This window comes from Microvirga sp. HBU67558 (assembly GCF_018069605.1).
Classification (GTDB): domain Bacteria; phylum Pseudomonadota; class Alphaproteobacteria; order Rhizobiales; family Beijerinckiaceae; genus Microvirga; species Microvirga terrae.
The window spans coordinates 1-17,486 of sequence record NZ_JAGPUP010000458.1 but is presented as its reverse complement, the minus strand read 5'-3'; the positions used below and the strand labels follow the sequence as shown (position 1 = coordinate 17,486).

17 protein-coding genes are annotated in these 17,486 nt (G+C 64.7%); 9 read left to right on the top strand and 8 right to left on the bottom strand.

What is annotated here, in order from left to right; all coding sequences use genetic code 11:
* Positions 1-238 precede the first annotated feature (238 nt).
* The 3 genes from KBI52_RS06470 to KBI52_RS06460 form a co-directional block, all read right to left on the bottom strand.
* A complete protein-coding gene (locus KBI52_RS06470; protein ID WP_173945351.1) occupies positions 239-526 on the bottom strand; it encodes a hypothetical protein in 288 nt (95 codons plus the stop codon).
* Positions 527-568: 42 nt separating this feature from the next.
* Positions 569-2,008, bottom strand: a complete 1,440-nt coding sequence (locus tag KBI52_RS06465) for a DUF1254 domain-containing protein (protein WP_210806187.1) — start codon at positions 2,006-2,008, stop codon at positions 569-571.
* Between the two features lie 203 nt (positions 2,009-2,211).
* Positions 2,212-4,059: a tetratricopeptide repeat protein gene (locus tag KBI52_RS06460; RefSeq protein WP_259060379.1), complete on the bottom strand. Its 1,848-nt coding sequence runs from the start codon at positions 4,057-4,059 to the stop codon at positions 2,212-2,214.
* A gap of 117 nt (positions 4,060-4,176) precedes the next feature.
* Between KBI52_RS06460 and KBI52_RS06455 the strand changes: the two genes are divergently transcribed.
* Positions 4,177-4,419 carry a hypothetical protein gene (locus tag KBI52_RS06455; RefSeq protein WP_173945352.1) on the top strand — a complete coding sequence of 81 codons (243 nt, stop codon included), beginning with the start codon at positions 4,177-4,179 and terminating at the stop codon, positions 4,417-4,419.
* 248 nt (positions 4,420-4,667) lie between these two features.
* Here the strand turns inward: KBI52_RS06455 and KBI52_RS06450 are convergent, their stop codons facing one another.
* Positions 4,668-5,318, bottom strand: a complete 651-nt coding sequence (locus tag KBI52_RS06450; RefSeq protein ID WP_210806185.1) for a hypothetical protein — start codon at positions 5,316-5,318, stop codon at positions 4,668-4,670.
* 656 nt (positions 5,319-5,974) lie between these two features.
* Here KBI52_RS06450 and KBI52_RS06445 point away from each other — a divergent pair.
* The 6 genes from KBI52_RS06445 (at position 5,975) to KBI52_RS06420 (ending at position 11,100) form a co-directional block, all read left to right on the top strand.
* Positions 5,975-6,154, top strand: coding sequence for a hypothetical protein (locus KBI52_RS06445; RefSeq protein ID WP_173945354.1), 180 nt, complete (start codon positions 5,975-5,977; stop codon positions 6,152-6,154).
* 483 nt (positions 6,155-6,637) lie between these two features.
* On the top strand, positions 6,638-7,195 hold the full coding sequence (locus tag KBI52_RS06440) for a hypothetical protein (protein WP_259060377.1): 558 nt from the start codon (positions 6,638-6,640) through the stop codon (positions 7,193-7,195).
* Positions 7,196-7,224: 29 nt separating this feature from the next.
* Entirely contained in the window at positions 7,225-7,869 is a 645-nt protein-coding gene (locus KBI52_RS06435) for a L,D-transpeptidase (protein ID WP_173945355.1), read from the top strand.
* Between the two features lie 91 nt (positions 7,870-7,960).
* Complete coding sequence (locus KBI52_RS06430; RefSeq protein WP_371823124.1) at positions 7,961-8,962, top strand: amino acid ABC transporter substrate-binding protein; 1,002 nt, start codon at positions 7,961-7,963, stop codon at positions 8,960-8,962.
* A 545-nt stretch (positions 8,963-9,507) separates the two neighbouring features.
* Entirely contained in the window at positions 9,508-9,816 is a 309-nt protein-coding gene (locus KBI52_RS06425; protein ID WP_173945357.1) for a hypothetical protein, read from the top strand.
* A 183-nt stretch (positions 9,817-9,999) separates the two neighbouring features.
* Complete coding sequence (locus KBI52_RS06420) at positions 10,000-11,100, top strand: AraC family transcriptional regulator (protein WP_173945358.1); 1,101 nt, start codon at positions 10,000-10,002, stop codon at positions 11,098-11,100.
* Positions 11,101-11,420: 320 nt separating this feature from the next.
* Here KBI52_RS06420 and KBI52_RS06415 read toward each other — a convergent pair whose 3' ends face one another.
* Entirely contained in the window at positions 11,421-11,951 is a 531-nt protein-coding gene (locus KBI52_RS06415; RefSeq protein ID WP_173945359.1) for a Spy/CpxP family protein refolding chaperone, read from the bottom strand.
* A gap of 314 nt (positions 11,952-12,265) precedes the next feature.
* Between KBI52_RS06415 and KBI52_RS06410 the strand changes: the two genes are divergently transcribed.
* A complete protein-coding gene (locus tag KBI52_RS06410) occupies positions 12,266-12,535 on the top strand; it encodes a hypothetical protein (RefSeq protein WP_173945360.1) in 270 nt (89 codons plus the stop codon).
* A gap of 29 nt (positions 12,536-12,564) precedes the next feature.
* On the opposite strand, the gene KBI52_RS06405 is transcribed toward KBI52_RS06410, so the two are convergent.
* The 3 genes from KBI52_RS06405 to KBI52_RS06395 all read right to left on the bottom strand — a co-directional run bounded on the left by KBI52_RS06405 (position 12,565) and on the right by KBI52_RS06395 (position 16,408).
* Positions 12,565-14,400, bottom strand: coding sequence for a SulP family inorganic anion transporter (locus KBI52_RS06405; protein WP_173945361.1), 1,836 nt, complete (start codon positions 14,398-14,400; stop codon positions 12,565-12,567).
* Between the two features lie 31 nt (positions 14,401-14,431).
* Entirely contained in the window at positions 14,432-15,202 is a 771-nt protein-coding gene (gene ppk2 / locus KBI52_RS06400) for a polyphosphate kinase 2 (protein WP_247654223.1), read from the bottom strand.
* 360 nt (positions 15,203-15,562) lie between these two features.
* Positions 15,563-16,408 (bottom strand): HD domain-containing protein, encoded by an 846-nt coding sequence (locus KBI52_RS06395; protein ID WP_210806181.1) that lies wholly within the window; start codon positions 16,406-16,408, stop codon positions 15,563-15,565.
* Positions 16,409-16,667: 259 nt separating this feature from the next.
* Here KBI52_RS06395 and KBI52_RS06390 point away from each other — a divergent pair, with 259 nt between their 5' ends.
* Complete coding sequence (locus tag KBI52_RS06390) at positions 16,668-17,360, top strand: hypothetical protein (RefSeq protein ID WP_173945363.1); 693 nt, start codon at positions 16,668-16,670, stop codon at positions 17,358-17,360.
* Positions 17,361-17,486: the final 126 nt, after the last annotated feature.

Below are 17,486 nucleotides of genomic sequence, written 5' to 3'. Positions count from 1 at the left end.
GGCGCCCGCGTCCTGCGCGGGAGCGCTGATCGTCATCGTGCCAAGGGCGCCGGTGACCAGGATGAGACAGGCGACGTGCTTGCTGAACATGGCGAGAACTCCCTTTTGTGCGCGTCCGACGCACCGAACGGTCGGCGTCGATGAAAACCTGTGATGGGTCTTGCTGGCCTTCAGTCGGCGGGCACCGGGTTAGAGCGGTGCTCGCCGGCTGAAGGCCAGGCGAATCGAGCCGGTGTCGTCAGAAATCGTCCGACCCGTCCTTGCACCGGTAGCCGATGAAGCATTGCGGGTTGTTGGAGCTCGGAACCCAGGCCGGCTCGGGGAACTGGTCGACCAGGCACTCCGCGCCGCTCCGGACGAAGCGGGCATACGTCGTGGGGCTGGTGTCGAGCACGACCGCGCCTTCGCGCATGACGAGCTGGCGGTTGGCGCCGCAGGTCCGCTGCGACGTCGGCGGCCCGACCTGAGCTGCGGCGGCCATGGCCGTCAGGGCGAGAGCAGAGATTGCGACTAGGCATCTCATCATCGATCCCTCCTATTGGTTTGAAGCGTGTGTCCCGCTCCCCGGCTACGCTCGATCGCTCACCTTCCTGACTGGCGGAATCGTCCAGGTGCCGTCGATGATCGACGGGTTGGTCTCGTTCGGCCAGTACATGCGCAGCATCAGGATGAATTTGCCGGCCGGGGCGGGAAGCCAGTTCGACTCCTTGTCCGCTCCGGGCGAGTCTTTCTGGATGTAGAGGTCGACCGAGCCGTCCGGATTGGCCTTCAGGTTCTGGCGTGCGCTGATCGAGTAGCGGTTGATCGGGTTGGGCACGAAGAAGTAGGCACCGTCGTACATCGTCAGCGACCAGAAGCCCTCGACCGGCGGCAACTGACCCTTGGCAAAGCGCATGACGTACTTGTTCGCCCCGTCGTAGGCTTGTCCGTCGCCGTCCTTTTGCGAGGTCGGATAGACGGCGTCCTGCGGGCGGTTGGCCCCGAGGCCGATCGCCGTAACGAGGGCTCGCATCAGGTAGTCGGTGCCGTAGATCCCGGCCTTCGTCGTGAAGCCCCAGCCGTCGATGTCATGGATATCCTTGTTGATCTTGAACTGGATCATGATCCGGTCGTTGGCGATCTCCGGGATGCGCTTGGCGAAGTCGGCCCGCAGCTTGCTCGCGTCGAAGTTCTGGCCGGGCACGAGCCCGATCTTGGCGAACTTCGCGAGGGCGGGGGCATCAGCCGCCGACGGCGGGTTGGTCTTCATCAGCTCCGCCAGCAGGGTGAAGTACGCCACCGCATCCATACGGTTCACCTGGTCGCGCACGGCGGTCTTCATGTCGATCGAGGGATCGACCTTGCCGGCGGGCGGCGTGTACGGTTTGCCGTAGGCGCTGAGCGGCACCAGCTTGACCTGGTCCTGGAGCGCGTGCACCTCGGCGTAATCCTCCGGCGTGCCGGTGCAGTAGATGCGACCGAGCAGCCAGACGATGTTGGTCGGCGACTTGTACTCCTTGACGCCTGCCGGCAGCGTGCCGCTCCAGCCGGGTCCGGTGATGGCATAGGTCTGGGCGCCGGTGCCCGTGGTACGCTTGCCGGGAACCTGGAACACAGTCGTCCAGCCGTCCAGCATGGGCATGAGGAAATAGCGGTCCTTCATGTCCGGCAGGCTCAACACCCAGGGCTCCTTGCCGACGTCGAAGAATGCGGTCGTATAAAGCGTGTCGGCGTTGGGTGCGGTCACATCGCGGAACGTAGCATCCGGGTAGTGCCGGAGCTTGATGATCTGGCCCATCGGCGCCCGGGTGCCTTCGGGGGCGGCCACGTTGGTGATGACGCGCCGAGTCATCTCCATGGTGACCAGCGGATAGCCGTAGATGTAGGCGTCGGTTGCCAGCCAGAAATCCTCGAGGCCTTCGTCGATACCCAGTAATTCGCCCAGATGAGCCTCACTGGCGGTGGTCGCCGCGGTCCCGGCGAGCAGGCTCAAGGCACCGATGGCCGCCTGGCGGCGGGTCAGCTTCATCGTCATGACAAGTCTCCGTTGCGTGTGAGTTCTGGGAACTGTGCGACACTTACCGGCATGGCGGACGGTCCTGCTCCGCAGCTCCTCGCCCCGGCGGTACCCGTGGGTGAACTCCTCGGAATCGCCATGCCACTGCCCAAACGCTAGCAACGGCCGGGGATTCGCGCCTGTATCATCCTGTAGGTTACGGGTGGTCGTGGCGGTCAGTGCCGGGATGCCCGTGCCTCGAGGGTTGATTCCGCAGCCGTGCGCGCCGGCACCGGGAAGCCCGCCTTGCGGGCGCCTTCGGCGTAATGGGCCGCGTCTTCCGGCCGGTAGTTGCGCTTGGCCATCTCGGCGTCCCAGTGCTCGAAAATCATCGGGCGCATGCGCAGGAATGTATCGCGCGCCTCGGCAGCTTCCGATGCCTTGCCGAGCTGGGCGTAGATGACGGCGGCGACGAAATGGTAGAGCGGGAACTTCTCCAGAGCCGCCTGCCGGATCAGGGTCTCCGCACGCTCGTAGTCGCGCTGCATGTAGGCATAGACCGCCAGGACCCCGCTGTAGTAGCCGGAATGGCCGGGGTTGCGGGCAAGCGCCTGCTCAATAAGCTCGGCGCCGCGTCGCCATGCGCCGGCCTGGCTGAGACAGGTTCCGTATTCGCCGAGAAGCTCGGTATCGTTCGGGTTCAGCGTCACCGCCCGCTCGCCCACCTCCAGCGCCTCGGTCGGTTGCTCGGCGAAGAACAGCGCCATCATCAGAGCCTGGAGCGCCCGCACGTTCTCCGGATCGAGGCGGATCGCGCGGCGAGCGGCTTCGAGTGAGCGTTGGATCGGGGGGCTTGCCTTTGCCCTTGGATTGAATCCGAACCGGTCCTCGTCGAGGTAAAGAATGGACAGCATCGCCCAGGCGGTCGCATAATCGGGATGGACTGCGACCGCGCGCTCCAGGCAGGTTCGGATCGCCCCATGGCTGTCCTCGGTCAGCGCGGCCCGGTAATCGTAGAACCTGAGCGTGCACGCATAGGCTTCGAGGTCGTCGGGAGGGCGGGAGCCCGTTCGGGTCCCGTCGGCCCGTTGGATAATGCCGTAGGGCTGTGCCACGGCGGTTGCGACTCTGCGGGCGACTTCGTCCTGGATCGTGAAAAGATCACGGACCTGCAAGTCCTCGTCGTAGGTCTGTGACCACAGGACTGCTCTGGTCTGTGCATCGATGAGCCGGCCCGTGATGCGCAGGCGGTGCGCCGCGGCCCGGACGCTGCCCTCGAGCACGTAGCGGACGCCGAGATCACGTCGGATGCGGGCCATATCCGTTCCCGGCATGATGCTGCGCGACGTTTCCCGCCCGAGGACCGTGATTTCCTTGAAGCGGGCGAACTGGCTCAGGACCTCCTCGGTCAGGCCATCCGCGTAGGACTTCGCCGACGGCTCCCCTAAGGCCTCGAGCGGCAGCACGACGAGGGTAGGCCCGCCGGGCGGTAAAGGAGCCGGTGCTTGTGGCGTGCGGGACACGCCGTCACGCCAAGGCGCCCACAGGAGAAGCCCGCCGAGAAAGGCAAGGCAGGCGACCGCGATGGGCCAAGGAATCCGGCGCCGTGGCGGCGAATCGGCCGGAGATCCAGGCGACACGGTGACAGGGACAGGATCGGCGTCCGCAACCGGCGCCGTGCGCCAGGCGAAGTGCGGGACGTAGCCCCCCTTAGGGATGGTGATGACCACCGAATCCGACGTGCCGCCCGAGAGATAATAGCGCTCCAGCGCCCGGCGCAGCCGTCCGGCCTCGATGCGCACGACGGGATCACCCTGGGCGTCGAAGTCCGCGTTCCGCTCGAACACCTCGGTGCCGATGGCATAGGCCTTGATGCGCTCGGCGCGCCCGGCGAGCGTCTCCTCGACGACATAGCGCAGGAACCGGCGCGCCCGGGCAGGCGCGTCGAGGTCGGGGCTGGCGAGGAGGACATCGAGCTGCGCGCGCACGTCCTCTGCCGCGGGCAGCGACTGCGCCTGCGACGAGGCGCTCACAGTGCCGTCGCCTCCACCGAGCATGAACCGGTCCGTTTTCCGCGGGCGCACGAGACGCCTCTTCCCGTAACCTACAGTAACATACTCCCCGCGCGTGGGGTATGGGGCGATGCTGGAACCGTGGGGCGGCGCATCCGCGCCGTCCGAACCCGGCAACGGGGCTGCACCATGCATCACGCCGTCCAGGTCGCCATCGCCCGCTTTCCGGACCGCGGGCATGCCATCGAGGAGCGTGCCCGGACGGACGATGGCTTTATGTCCCTCTGCGATGATTTCGCCGCCGCGCAGGCGGCCCTGGTGCACTGGGAGCGCTCTGGCTCTCCGGTGAGGACGGCACGCTGCGCCGAGTACCGGGAGCTGGTCCGGGATCTCGCGGCCGAGATCGAGGCCGAACTGGATCGCAACACGTAGAAGGCCCCTGCCCCGATGAAGGCCGCCGGAGCGGATCGGACCCGCGGGCCTATGGGGAACCGGCTGGCCCGGCCTGCAAAAAAGCGGGCGTCTGCCCGCCCGAAGGTCATGGGCTCGTGTTCCCACTTCGATAGGGCAATGCCTTTCTCCCTTCTGCAACCTGTCGATGACAATCCTTATCGCTGCGATGGTAGGACCTGCTACAGACGTTCGGCACCGGCTGACAGGCAGCCGGCACCTTGCCGCCCTTAATAGGGGCGGTACGGGTAGGGTGCGTAGGGGTAGAGGGGCGCGTACGGATGGTAGTAGCCATAGGCGCCGGTGGCAGCCGCCGCCGCTCCGGCGTAGAACGCACCCCGATAAGCGGTTCGGCGCGCCATGCCGGCGAATGACAGCGGCGTGAACGGCAGCCCGATGATGTCGATGAATACCGACGCGGGTCCGTCGGCATTGCGGAGGTCGCCTTCCAGAACCGCCACCTCGAAGGTGAGCTGGCTTCCGTCCATCCTCGGGTTCTTCAGGGTGACGACGGCGTCCTTCACCGAGGATCCGGCCTTGTCGAACACCGACACGGTCGCATTCGGAGGGTCCTTGGCGAAGCTGTCGGAGCCGGCCGCCCATTCCTCGAGGAGATGTGCGGTCAGAGCGTGGCCCGCCGCGCGCACGGGACGGTCGGCGAAGATGATGGAGCTGGGAGCGATGCCCGTGAGCACGAGCCTGTTCCCCTCGAGCCTCGCTCCTGCGGAATTCATGACGATCAGTGCCGGCTCGACCTCCGGCTTCACCTTGCCGATCTGCTTCTGACCTGGTTGCCGGATGGCGTCCTGAGCCTGAGCGCCTGCGCACAGAACGGTCAGAACGATGGCTAGCCGAATGGCCGACAATGATGCTCTCTTCATGATGATTTCTCCTCTGCGTGGGCCTTGGAGCAACCCTGTCGCATCGCAGCCCCGGACGTTCGGATCGGAGATCGCGGTAGGCCGTTCACGGCTTGCGAAGGGTACGGATCCGGACAGGACGTTAGCAGGCGCGCAAAGGCCCGCCTGTAGCATCGTGTAGTTTACGCAGTGGTGGTCGTGGTCAGCGCCGGGATCGATGACGCCCGTAACATGTCCCTGCGGGGCTGTGCGGCGCGCGCCTACAGTAAGTTACTTCCGTCTCACGGCCTTTTGCCAGATGATGGCTGCTGCGGGACGGTGCCCCTGCGCTGCCCGGGCGTGGCTCATGTTGTGCCGAATGCCCAGAGGTGGTGGGACTTCCGGCCCCTTCGGTCCATGAAGGGAGGACGACGCCCGATGGAGCGGTTCGGCACGACTGCGGTCATACCGCTCCTGCAGGAGGCGGCCGGGTACGCGGATCACCGAGGCCACGATCGTCCGCGACGGCGAGGCTGGCTTTTGGCAGGACGTCGGCCGCGAGGCTCCGAGGAGCCGCTCAGGGACGGTGCGAACGCTCGCTCCCCCCGACCATTTCTCTTTCTCTACCGCCTCCCCAACTCCGATCGCGGTGGCACGCGATCACCCGTTCCCGTCCTGAATCTGCAAAGGAGAAGACGATGCTCGTCAGACTGCCACTCTTCCTGATCCTGTCGGTCCTGGTCGCCGGTTGCGTGTCGGCCTCTTCAGGCGGCCAGCCGCCCAACTATGTCGAGGCTGAGCTCACCGACAACCCGATCCGGCGCGGATCGATGGTCGCGATGCCGGATCTGCCCGGTTATATTGGTGAGCCCGAGTAGGCCGCTTCCTCCGACCTCGTCGCAGGTCCTGCCCCCATTGCCTTCGAGCATCTGACCGTCGCCAGACTGGTGGAATCCCTCGGATCGGTGGTCGATAGCGATGCGACGCGACGGCCGGCCGAGCAACTCGGCGCGGTGCTGTGTTCGGAAGACAGGTTATGGTGCTGGGCTGCCTCATCCCAAACTCTCGGGCTGCGCGCTGAACGGATTTCCAGCCGACCGGAAGCCACGGTGGCGCGACACCTTCTGTCCCAAATGGCTAAGCGAACGTCTCGAAGTGTCAAGCGGAGCGGTACGAGCCCACATAGGGTCTTTGCCTCCGGTCGGAACAAGCACCAGGCGTGGCAAGGGGAACCCAGCATGAGACGAGGTCACTTCCGCTAGGCCTGCTGCTGAGGGTCATGCACGGAGAACCCGATCTTTCGGCTGAGACCATAATTGCCATCGAAATAACGTGTCAGACAGCAAGTACAGGAGCCGAACGTGCAACTGATCAGCGCTAGGGACGCAAGGACGATCGAGAACTGTGAGCGGACCTTGGCGTCGGCTTGTCTCTCCCCGGCTGCGCGGCCTTGCCTGAGCGTCTTTCCCGGGCTCGCCTTCGCGGTTATCGCGTCCCTCGTCGTAGCAGGCTGCACCGTCGCGACGAGCGAGGCCCCTTCCCCCGTTGCCGTCGAGACCTCCGCCTCCATCCCACGCGAACGTCTGATCGGGCGGTGGGGCATCGCGTCGTATCATGCCGACAAGGACCGTCCCAGGACGGAGCGGGAGGCGAGAGCTCAGTGTGGCCAGCCCTACACCATCGCGAAAGGCCCGACCGATGGCGTGATGATGCATGTCGCGGACGATCCGAAGCCCTACGAACTGCGCCTCAAAGGCGACGCCGCCGGCCGGACCTATCTCGGATTCGAGGCGCCGCCGGGCCATCCGCAGGATCGCGAGATCCTCTCGAGTACGAGCAGCCTCATGACCATGCGCTTCGTCGATCCGGACGCGAACCGGCGATACGGAACCTTCGTGTATGTGCGTTGCGGAGCCTGATGGTGAAAGCCTTATCCCTGGAGGAGCAGATGCGGACATGCGACGACCGAATTGTCCAAATGGGTACGGCGCTTGCGCTGGCATTCGGACTTACCCTGGCGGTTTGTCTGCCCGGTGCAGCGGATGCGCAGGCTCTGCCGAAATCCGTCATCCAGGAGACGCTGGAGATCGGCGACGAGCCGGGGCGCATTTCCACGGAAGAGGTCGTCATCGCTGATGGGCCCTATGCCCGCCAGGTCGTGTTCTTCCGCTCGAATGAGGCACCTGGAACCCTCGTCATTCATACATCGGAGCGGTTCGCCTATCTGGTCCAGGGCAACAACCGCGCCCTCCGCTATGGCATCGGCGTCGGCCGCGAGGGTTTCCAGTGGTCGGGCCTGGTGCGCGTCAGCCGCAAGGCCGAATGGCCCGACTGGCGCCCACCGCCGGAGATGATCGCCCGTCAGCCCTATCTCCCGCGCTTCATGGCCGGCGGCCCGGGCAATCCGATGGGGGCCCGCGCACTCTATCTCGGCTCGACGGTCTTCCGCATCCACGGCACCAATCAGCCGGAGACGATCGGCCATGCCATCTCGTCGGGCTGCTTCCGGCTCGCTAACGGCGACGTCATCGACCTCTATGCGCGCGTGCCGCTCGGCACCAAGGTCGTGGTCCGTCAGGGGGCCAGCCTGTGACTCCCAAGTCGCCCGGACCTGTGCTCCGGGAGCGGAACGCATCATGCGACGGAGACCAAGGATCATGTTGAACGCGGCCAAACTCAACGCCATTGCCGGCATAGCTCTCGCTCTGACCTGTGCCTCTGCGGCCTCCGGGGCTGCCGGGACGCTCGAGACCGTAAAGCAACGCGGCGTCCTTCAATGCGGCGTGAGCGAAGGGTTGTCCGGATTCTCGGACCGGAACGAGCAGGGTGACTGGTCCGGCTTCGACGTCGACTTTTGCCGTTCGGTCGCGGGAGCAATTTTCGACGACAGATCGAAGGTCGCCTTTGTGCCGTTATCGGCCAGCGAGCGGTTCGAGGCATTGCGCGCGGGACGGGTCGACCTGCTGTCCAGAAACTCGACCTGGACCCTGGAGCGCGAGGCGGGCCTCGGCCTCGCTTTCGCGGGCATCACCTATCATGACGGCCAGGGCTTCATGGTGATGCGGGATCTCATGGTCTCCTCGGCGCTGGAACTCGACCGCGCCAAGGTGTGCGTGGAGAGCGGGACGACGAGTCAGCTCAACTTGGCCGACTTCTTCCGCGCGAACTCCATGACCTACGATGAGCGCGCATTTGCGAGTGCCGCGGAGGCTCTCGCGGCCTTTCAGGCCGGCCAGTGCAATGTTCTGACGCGGGATCAATCGGCGCTCTATGCCGAGCGCCTGAAACTTCCCCAGCCTGGCGCTGCCGTGATCCTCCCTGACGTGGTCTCGAAGGAGCCCCTTGGGCCGGTGACGCGAGCCGACGACTTCGCGTGGTTCACACTGGTGAAGTGGGTGAATTTCGCGCTCGTGAATGCGGAGGAACTCGGCGTTTCGTCTCTGAATGCAGCTGAGGCAAGGGCATCGCAGAAGCCGGACATACGCCGTTTCGCCGGCCTGGAAGGAGGCTTCGGTCGGATGCTGGGGCTGGACGATGCATGGGCGCTGCACGCCGTCAGGGCGACGGGCAATTACGCCGAAATCTACGAACGCAATCTCGGCGTGAACTCGCGGCTCGGTATCCCGCGCGGCCTGAACCAGCTCTGGAGCATGGGCGGTGTGCTCTATGCGCCCCCTATCCGATGACGGCAGTCAAGTGGTGATCATCGATTGTCACCAAGGGGTATGGCCCAATGCTGCCGATGATCCATCTCCGGAAAACACATCGTCCAGAGGTGGATCGATCGTCGAACGATGTGCATTTGCATGCGCCGCGTGTCCCAAACTGCAAAGTGCCTGTCCGGAAGTGTCAAGCACGGAATGCGCGCCGATAGGATGCTGGTCTCAGACGGAGCATGGATGACAACTTTCCCGAACCCTTGCTCCGCTAGCGACGGAACCGCTACCTGCCTTTCGTCGGGCCTTCACAGGAGTGGCGCATGCACAACAGGTGCTCAGGACAACTCACTCTTGGATCAATCGGACTGGCTTTCATCATTGGTCTTCCCGCCTTCGCATCGGCGTCCACAAGGGTAATGACTCTGCCGTCGTTCGGCTCACGGACAGAGCTGCCGTCCAGGTTGCCCGAATCCACGCTGCCCGAAATCGTTCAGAAACGAGATTTGGAATACGCACGGGCGGCGGCCCGCGGCCCGCGGGGCGGAGCCGCAGCGCGTGGCCCACGTGGAGCGGTGGCCCGTGGACCCCAGGGCGGAGTGGCGGCCCGCGGTGCATATGGTGGCGCCGTGGCGCGGGGCCCGGCGGGCAACGTCGCGGTTCGTCCAGGCTATCGGCCGCCCGTGCCGGCCGGGGGATGGTACCGACCGTCGTCCTACTGGTGGCGACCCGGTGCTGCGGTGGCCGCGGGCGCGGCCCTCGGCTTCGTGACGGCTGCGGCAGCAACCACCTATGCCACCTCACCGGCGCCGGCCGCCGGCTATTGTTGGTACTACACCAACTCTCAACGCACCCAAGGCTTCTGGGACGTCTGCCCTCGGTGAGGAGCCCTGCGTGGAGCCTGCGGATCTTTCTTTACGCGATCATGGACACGGCATGAGCCTGAAGTGGGCCGCCGACCCGGCCAGGGAGCAATCCCTGTCCAATCTGGATGCGGTACGCGCCAATCAACGACGCCCGCCGCAGAGACCTGAGACCGGTGCTCGAAACCTGACGAGGGCGCGACGATGGACGACGGACGAATCTCACAGGATGTTGGTCGTGGTCCGGGGCAATCGATCCTGATTCCGGCGCTGGCTCATGCGATATCCCGGCGCACGCTTGCGCCCGGGTACATCCATCTGGGAGTCAGCAAAGAGATTGTCCCGACCCTGTGCGATTTCGGGATTGATCCCGATCCGCTGATCCACGAGGCCGGGCTCGACCCTCGCCTGTTCGAGGACGGTACGAGCGTCGTTGCGTTCACCGCCCTGGCCCGGCTCTATACCCTGTGCGTGGCGAGAACCCGCTGTCCGCATTTCGGGCTGCTTGTGGGCCAGCGGGCCACCATCCTGTCCCTGGACCTGATCGGACGACTGATGCAGCATTCGGAGACCGTCAGCGGGGCCTTGGATTCGCTCGTGTCCAATCTGAGCGTCCAGGACCGGGTCGTGGTTGCCTCGCTGACCGTTGCCGATGACGTGGCTATGCTCACCTACGCGGCGTACCAGCCCGACGGCGCGAGCGCAGAACACATCACCGAAGCAGCCCTGGCGGTATCGGTCAATGCGATGCGCACCCTGTGCGGCGCTGAATGGCGCCCAACGGAAGTGCTTCTGTCGCGCACGGCCCCAGCCGATACCGGATCCTACCGGCGCCATTTCCGGGCGCCCGTCCGGTTCAATCAGGAGGGCGCCACCCTGGTATTTCCGGCCAAGGACCTGAAGCGAAAAGTAGCGGGGGCCGATCCTCTGCTCCGCGGCATGCTGGAGGAGCAGATCCGGCGACTGCGAGGCAATGCGGCATCCGAGTTCCCGGATGACATCCGGCGCTTGCTGCGCACGCGGATCATGAAACGGCGCTGCTCCGCCAGCGACATGGCCGATCTGCTGGCGATGCATCGACGCACCTTGAGCCGGCGCTTGAGGGACAGCGGATCGGGGTACAGGACAATTGCCAATGAGATCCGCTTCGAGATTGCCCGGCAATTGTTGGCAGATACCGACGTGCCACTTGGCGAGATTGCGGCGGCGCTCGGTTATTCAGAGGCCAGCGCTTTCACCCGCGCCTTCCGCCGCTGGTCGGGCCGAACGCCGACTGCCTGGCGAAGCAACGGCCGACCCGGGTAGTGTACCGATCTTGTCAAGCCTTCTTGCGTCTGCCTGAAGGATGAGATCGAGCGGTGCGGATTTGCCTGCGGTCGTCAGCGAGGCAGGCCTCGCATCGGCATTGCGGCGCCCCCGAACGCGTCGTTGCGAATTCCAGGTGCTTGGCTCGCCTGGGAGGAGACGTAGTTCGGCGGCTGCGCATCCGACCCGGAGCTTGACACGCAACCTGTCATCAGAGCGCTTGCCGCGAATGCGGCGATGAGTGTGCGCATGGGATCTTCCTGATCTGGGTTTGAACACCCAAGCAGTTCACTGGAACAGCTGTGCCTTCCTGGGGTGACCTAGTGAGGGAAAACCCAAAGCTCGATTTCCTCCTCGTCATCCGGCTCCATGCGGCGGTTCTCCATGGCGGTCCGGAGCCCTTCAAGCGCATGCAGCGTCACAAGACGCAGCCGCGACTTCTGGTCCGGCGTGAGGCTCTGGTAGAGCGGCTGCCAGGCATCCGCAAGCTTCCTCAGGCCCGCCGCACGATCCGTCAGGACGTCGGCACGCTGGCGATAGAGTTGCACCGGATCGATGTCTCGTGGCTGGTCCAAGCGCTCCCCCAGTGCGGCCAGCCGGCGATAGCGTGTCTCGGCCCTGGCGCGGATCGCCTCCTCCACGGCGGGCCAGAGTTTCTCCTGCTCCGGGGTGAGTTGCAGTGCGGCCTTGATCACTCCGACCCGAATATCGGTCAGCATTTTGAAATCGCCTTGGCTCAGCCGTCCGCTGCCAGGTGTGCCGGCTGGGCCTGAGGTGGCTTGCTGAGCATAGGCCGCGGGCGCGCCACCAATGAACAGGGCTGCGACGACGCTGATGATTTCCTTCCGCATCTTGGTCTCCTGATGATGCTCTCGTCCGTTAGCCTAAGGACTGGATCGGAGCCTGCTTGACGGCTTGGGACTTCCCTTTAGCAGTTTGGGACACAGGCGAAGCCGGAAACCTGCCCGAACAGCGTTCCACCCGTGGCCTTTGGAGAGCTCCCGGGCTGCAAACCAAGCCGGTTGCGGGAGGTGCTCCAATACGCGAGGCCCTGGAAGGCCAGGGTCACGAAATGCCAAGCGGTTGTCCCAACCGGACAAGCACGTAGTCCGAAGGCACATCATGATCGAGTGCTCCCTCATGCTGCGCGAACTGGATGAGTGTTATGCCTCGCTTCTTCTTCCACGTCAGGGGTGCACGCGAGGGACTGAGCCGCGACGAGCTCGGGCTCAACTTTCCTGACGTGGAGACTGCCTATCGTGAGGCGTTCTGTGCGGCTCGCGACATCAGGGGCGTCTTCGCGTTGCGCGGTCAGCATCCGTGCGACTATACCATTGAGGTTGCGAACGCTGCGGACGAGCTGATCTTCAGCCTCCCGTTCTCTACAGCCTTCGGCCGTCGAATGCACCGGCGCACCAAGCGGTTTCGCCAGTGAGGTCGCCCTCCAGGCATTCTCTGGCCTCGTCAGCTCGCTTCCTGATATTGCGACACGGCCGCGTCGATTGTAGGCGAAAACCGCGTCTCGCCGAACCGGTCGAACAGCCCGAACCGCCGCAGCTTATCCTTGACGGGATCCTTCAGTTCAGCGAACCGGAGCTCGATGCGCTGCGCCAGCAACGCCTCATCAAGTTCGGTCAAGGCATCGGCCGCCGTCACGTCGACGCTCGTGACCGGAGCTGCCGCGACCACCACGCAACGCACCGGCGTTGGCGATTCCGCCACGGCGGCAAGGACGCGTTCGCGGAACAGCTCCGCGTTGGCAAAGAACAGGGGTGCATCCCAGCGGAACAGGACCAGGCCTGGGATCCGGCCTGCCTCCGGATAGCGCGTGACGTCATGATAGCCCTCAACGCCGGTCGGACGTCCCAGAACGGCGGAGTAGGGGCGCCACCCATCCCACAGGAACTCGATGATGGCAATCACGATCGCTAGACCAATCCCCGGAATGGCGCCGAACGCCGCGACACCCGCGAAGCAGGCGATCGACAGCCAGAATTCCCAACGCTGGATGCGGTAGATCCGCCTGAGGTCGGCCACCTCGAACAGCCCGATGGCCGACGCGATGACGACGGCAGCCAGGGCGGAGGTCGGAAGGTTGCGCAGAAGATCGGGCGCCACCAGCAGCAGCAGACAGATGGCGAGTGCGCCGACGATGCCGGTCAATTGCGTACGGGCCCCGGCGGCTTCGGCTACAGGCGTGCGCGAACTGCTGCTGCTGATCGGAAAGCCCTGAAAGAACCCGGTGGCGAGATTGGCGGCTCCGAGCCCCACCATCTCCTGGTTGGGATCGACCATGGTGCGGGTCCTTGCGGCGTAGGCCCGGGAGAGCACACTGGTGTCGGCGAACGACACCATGGCGACGGCGCATCCCCCGATGAGCACAGGAACGATGTCGCCGACCCCGATCCAGGGAACGGTGAAGCGTGGCAGGCCCTCCGGCAGCGAGCCGAGTATCGAGACGTTGTGGCGCTCCGCGAGGTCGAACACGCCGACAAGGACGGCAGCACCGACGACGGCGACCAGGATGCCGGGTACACGTCGGCTTCCCCGCAGCAGCAGGATGGTGGCCAGTGTTCCCAGGCCGACCGCAAGGGCCACCCAGTTCATCCTGCCGGCCAGGATGGCTCCTCCGATGGACCATAGTTCGCGCAAAGGTCCCGTGCTCTCGACCGAGAAGCCGAAGAGCTTGGGGATCTGACTGATCAGGACCGTCAAGGCGATGCCATTCATGTAGCCGTAGCGGATCGGCTTCGACAGGAGTTCCGTCACGAAGCCGAGGCGTCCAAGCCCGGCCAGGATCAGGACCGTCCCCGACACGAGGGCCATCATCCCGCCCAGGGCGACGGCGCGCTGGGGATCCCCGCCGGACAGCGGCAACACGATGCCGAGGATGACTGCCGCAAGGGCCGAATCCGGGCCGAGGACGAGGATCCGGCTCGGCCCGAACACGGCATAGACCAAGAGGGGGACAATCGTGGCGTAGAGGCCGCAGATGCCCGGCAGGCCGGAGGCCACGGCATAGGCGATCCCGACGGGGACAAGCATGGTCGCGAGCACCAGTCCGGCCAAGACATCATGGCGAAACCATGCGGCTTGGTACCGGAGGAGGGTGCTGAGCCCTGGTAACCAGCGCAGCCATCTGGCCTCAAGGCCGATCCCGCGGGCGACCGACGTTCCTTCCCGGTCGCCCGGGCTGAGAGCCTCCTGGCCAACCATCGGATTGCCCCCGCGCGCAGGCGGCACCGTCGCAGCCTCCATCCGGTTCGGGGGAAGCGGATCGACTGGGTGCGTGCCGGGCATGACCGCGCTCCGGGTTATGCCGTCATGGCACTCAATATCGGGCCGGGACGATGTGGGATGCCGGCAGCCGGTCTTCGATCCCTTTTGGCCTCGGTTCCGCCTTTGGCACCTTCGGCAGTTCGACCTTGACCTTCTTGTACGGGATTTGTCTCAGCAGATGGCTGATCAGGTTGAGCCGCGCGCGGCGCTTGTCGTCGGACGGGACAATGAACCATGGATTGGCAGGAGTGTCCGTGGCGCGCAGCATGGCCTGGTAGGCCAGCGTGTAATCCCACCAGCGACGCACCGACTCGGTGTCCATCGGGCTAAGCTTCCAATGCTTCATCGGATCCTCGATCCGGTCGGCGAAGCGGCGGCGCTGCTCGTCCTGGCTGACGTCGAGAAAGTACTTGAGCAGGATAATGCCGTTATCGACGATCTCCTGCTCGAACGATGGCACCAGGCGCATGAAGCGCTCGTACTCGTCATCGGTACAGAAGCCCATGACGCGCTCGACTCCGGCTCGATTGTACCACGAGCGGTCGAACAGCACGATCTCGCCGGCGGCGGGGAACTGCGCCACGTAGCGCTGGATGTAGAGCTGACTCTTCTCGCGCTCGGTCGGCGCCGGCAGGGCGATGTGCCGAAACACCCGCGGGCTCACCCGCTGCGTAATCCGGCTTATCACGCCACCCTTGCCGGCGGTGTCTCGGCCCTCGAAAACGATAATGATCCTGGCTCCCGTTGCCTTGACCCAGGTCTGCAGGCGCACGAGTTCGACCTGGAGCTGTCTCAATTCGCTCTCGAAATCCTTCCGCTTCATCCTCTCTCGAACATTAGAGGTAATCGCCGTGCCAATGTCGGCTCTCTCGTTCTTCAGAGATTCTTGACGCTTCATGTCACGCACCGCGTTCCTAGCGTTATAGACCCGCGGGTCCGCAGATTTGGACGCACGGGAATGGAGAATGAGCAATTCCCGGTTCGTTGCAGACGCCGATTGCCAGCCAGCATACAGGAAACGCGCACCATCGCTTGACCAGACGTGACGGCGGTTTGGCATTTTGGGACAACCCGCATCCTTCAGCTTCAGGAACGTTCAAGACGGGATAGCCGCCCGGGACCATGTAACGGTGTGGCCAGCGTGTCAGAAGGCTTCATTGATTGTCATCCAGGAAGCGTGATCTCAACGCTGCGGCCCCATGAGAGCGAAGGCGTGCTGGGCGCAGAACACGTGGCTATGCAGATTAGCAATCCACTGCCGGCCTGCTGCCGTCACATTCAGGTAGGTGATCGCATGTTCCAGGTGCGGTGAGACGCTGTTCCAGTAGAAATCGGGGAAGCGCTCCACTAGGTCAGCCGGTGAGGCATAGCCGAGTTGGCAGTTGACCCCAATCTCTTCAAATTCATGGAACAGGGCATTGGCCTTCTTCAGGTAGAGAGGATCGCCAAGCTGGCCGATTAGATCTGCAGCTTGGACGAGCCGTCCCTCCCGGTCCTCGTGCCCATCCGCGGTGGTGTTCGGTGTCGGAAAGCGTGTGAGTTCGATTGCCCGGGCCACTCTTTCGGCATCGAGCAGGGGCGAGCCCGTCAGGCGATCCATGACGAAAAGCTTGGAGCGATCGACATGATAGGGGGCAAGTGCCGCATCCGATGCCCCGCGCGGCAGGGTTACCGTCACCCCGCTCGCGTCGACCACAAACCGGTCATTGCGGTCGCCTTTCAGAATGCCGCGGACATAGCCGATGTCATGCAACAGGCAAGCGACGATGAGATGTGAGTAGTCATCCGGCTCCAGGCGTTCGGTCAGCATTCGGCCATGGAGGATGTCCCTCCCGACGAGGGTGACGAGGAAGGTGTGTTCGACGTTGTGATAGAGGGCGTCGCTCTTACCGATGCATTCCAGGGCCATCCGGGCTGCACTGTCAAGTCGCTCGGCCTTGTCCTGATGGGCCGACCCGAACAGGCGGCGGAAGTCGCTCGCGATGCGCCTTCCGAGCTCGTCCGCCATGAGCGCAGGCATCGTCATCATGAAGGCCTCCCAGAGGTGGGTCATCCTCGGCAGGAGACTATAACTGAGTTCGCTTAGAAACTCTGCAACAATTGATCCTTGATCTTAGGCTCCCCTGTAATCCATCCGGCATATCCCGAAAGAGACGTTTCGCTGAGCCGGACAGGGGAGCGCCCAGCATCGGTGAGGCGATGCCAGTGCGGATCAGAGGAGCTCTCCCCGCAACCATCTACTTTGTGTCGAGTTGATCTATATCCCAGTCCCGTAGGGGAGGATGTCGATGAACAAGCTTCTTCTGGCTCTTGGTGTTCTGGCAGCAGGCACCCTCCTGATTCCGGATGTGGCCGATGCGCAGCGCGGCGGCCGCGGTGGTGGAGGCGCCCGCATCGGCGGGGGCGGCTTCGGCGGTGGGGGCATGCGGGGTGGCGGCAGCTTCCGTGGCGGCGGTTTTGGTGGCGGCTCCAGAATGTACATTCCGCGCGGCGGCATGGGCGGTTCTCGCGTTGGAATGGGCGGCAACTTCCGCGGTGCTGCGGTCGCAGCCCGGCCCGGACGCGGCGACTTCCGGCAGGCGGCGATCAGCAACCCGGGACGCTTCGACAACCGCTTCGGCAACCGGGGAGATTGGCGCGGACGCTATCCGAACTACGGCGGGCGCTATCCCTACTATCGCGGGCGGTACCCCTACTACGGCGGCAATTATCCATATTACGGGAACTACTACGGCGGATGGGGACTGGGTCTGGCCACAGGCGCAGTGATCGGGGCGGCGGCCACGTACCCGTACTACAACTATCCTTACTACAATTACCCGTACGCCACGAACCAGACGCCAGTCTCGTCAGCGGTCGGGGGCTATTGTGCGACGACAGTCCGGACCTGTGCCCTGACGAACTCGGCCCCCGTCGGGACGGGATGCTCGTGCCGCACGGCGGGAGGACGAGCCCGCGGGTCGGTCGTGGCGGGATACTGACGCCACGGTCTGTTCCTCTGATCGCGCCCGGCGGCGGCTGCGGCCGAGTAGCGCCTGGGAGCCTGCGACGTCAGCGGCCAGCGGTTCTCACCGGTAACGCGGAGGCTGCGCCAAGAGAAACCCAGG

Bases quoted from the DNA above. Each gene is read 5' to 3' on its own strand.
- KBI52_RS06450 (WP_210806185.1), bottom strand. From the start codon at position 5,318: ATGAAGAGAGCATCATTGTCGGCCATTCGGCTAGCCATCGTTCTGACC.
- KBI52_RS06395 (WP_210806181.1), bottom strand. From the start codon at position 16,408: ATGATGACGATGCCTGCGCTCATGGCGGACGAGCTCGGAAGGCGCATC.
- KBI52_RS06445 (WP_173945354.1), top strand. From the start codon at position 5,975: ATGCTCGTCAGACTGCCACTCTTCCTGATCCTGTCGGTCCTGGTCGCC.
- ppk2 (WP_247654223.1), bottom strand. From the start codon at position 15,202: ATGAAGCGGAAGGATTTCGAGAGCGAATTGAGACAGCTCCAGGTCGAA.
- KBI52_RS06455 (WP_173945352.1), top strand. From the start codon at position 4,177: ATGCATCACGCCGTCCAGGTCGCCATCGCCCGCTTTCCGGACCGCGGG.
- KBI52_RS06410 (WP_173945360.1), top strand. From the start codon at position 12,266: ATGCCTCGCTTCTTCTTCCACGTCAGGGGTGCACGCGAGGGACTGAGC.
- KBI52_RS06470 (WP_173945351.1), bottom strand. From the start codon at position 526: ATGATGAGATGCCTAGTCGCAATCTCTGCTCTCGCCCTGACGGCCATG.
- KBI52_RS06420 (WP_173945358.1), top strand. From the start codon at position 10,000: ATGGACGACGGACGAATCTCACAGGATGTTGGTCGTGGTCCGGGGCAA.
- KBI52_RS06390 (WP_173945363.1), top strand. From the start codon at position 16,668: ATGAACAAGCTTCTTCTGGCTCTTGGTGTTCTGGCAGCAGGCACCCTC.
- KBI52_RS06465 (WP_210806187.1), bottom strand. From the start codon at position 2,008: ATGAAGCTGACCCGCCGCCAGGCGGCCATCGGTGCCTTGAGCCTGCTC.
- KBI52_RS06405 (WP_173945361.1), bottom strand. From the start codon at position 14,400: ATGCCCGGCACGCACCCAGTCGATCCGCTTCCCCCGAACCGGATGGAG.
- KBI52_RS06415 (WP_173945359.1), bottom strand. From the start codon at position 11,951: ATGCGGAAGGAAATCATCAGCGTCGTCGCAGCCCTGTTCATTGGTGGC.
- KBI52_RS06435 (WP_173945355.1), top strand. From the start codon at position 7,225: ATGCGGACATGCGACGACCGAATTGTCCAAATGGGTACGGCGCTTGCG.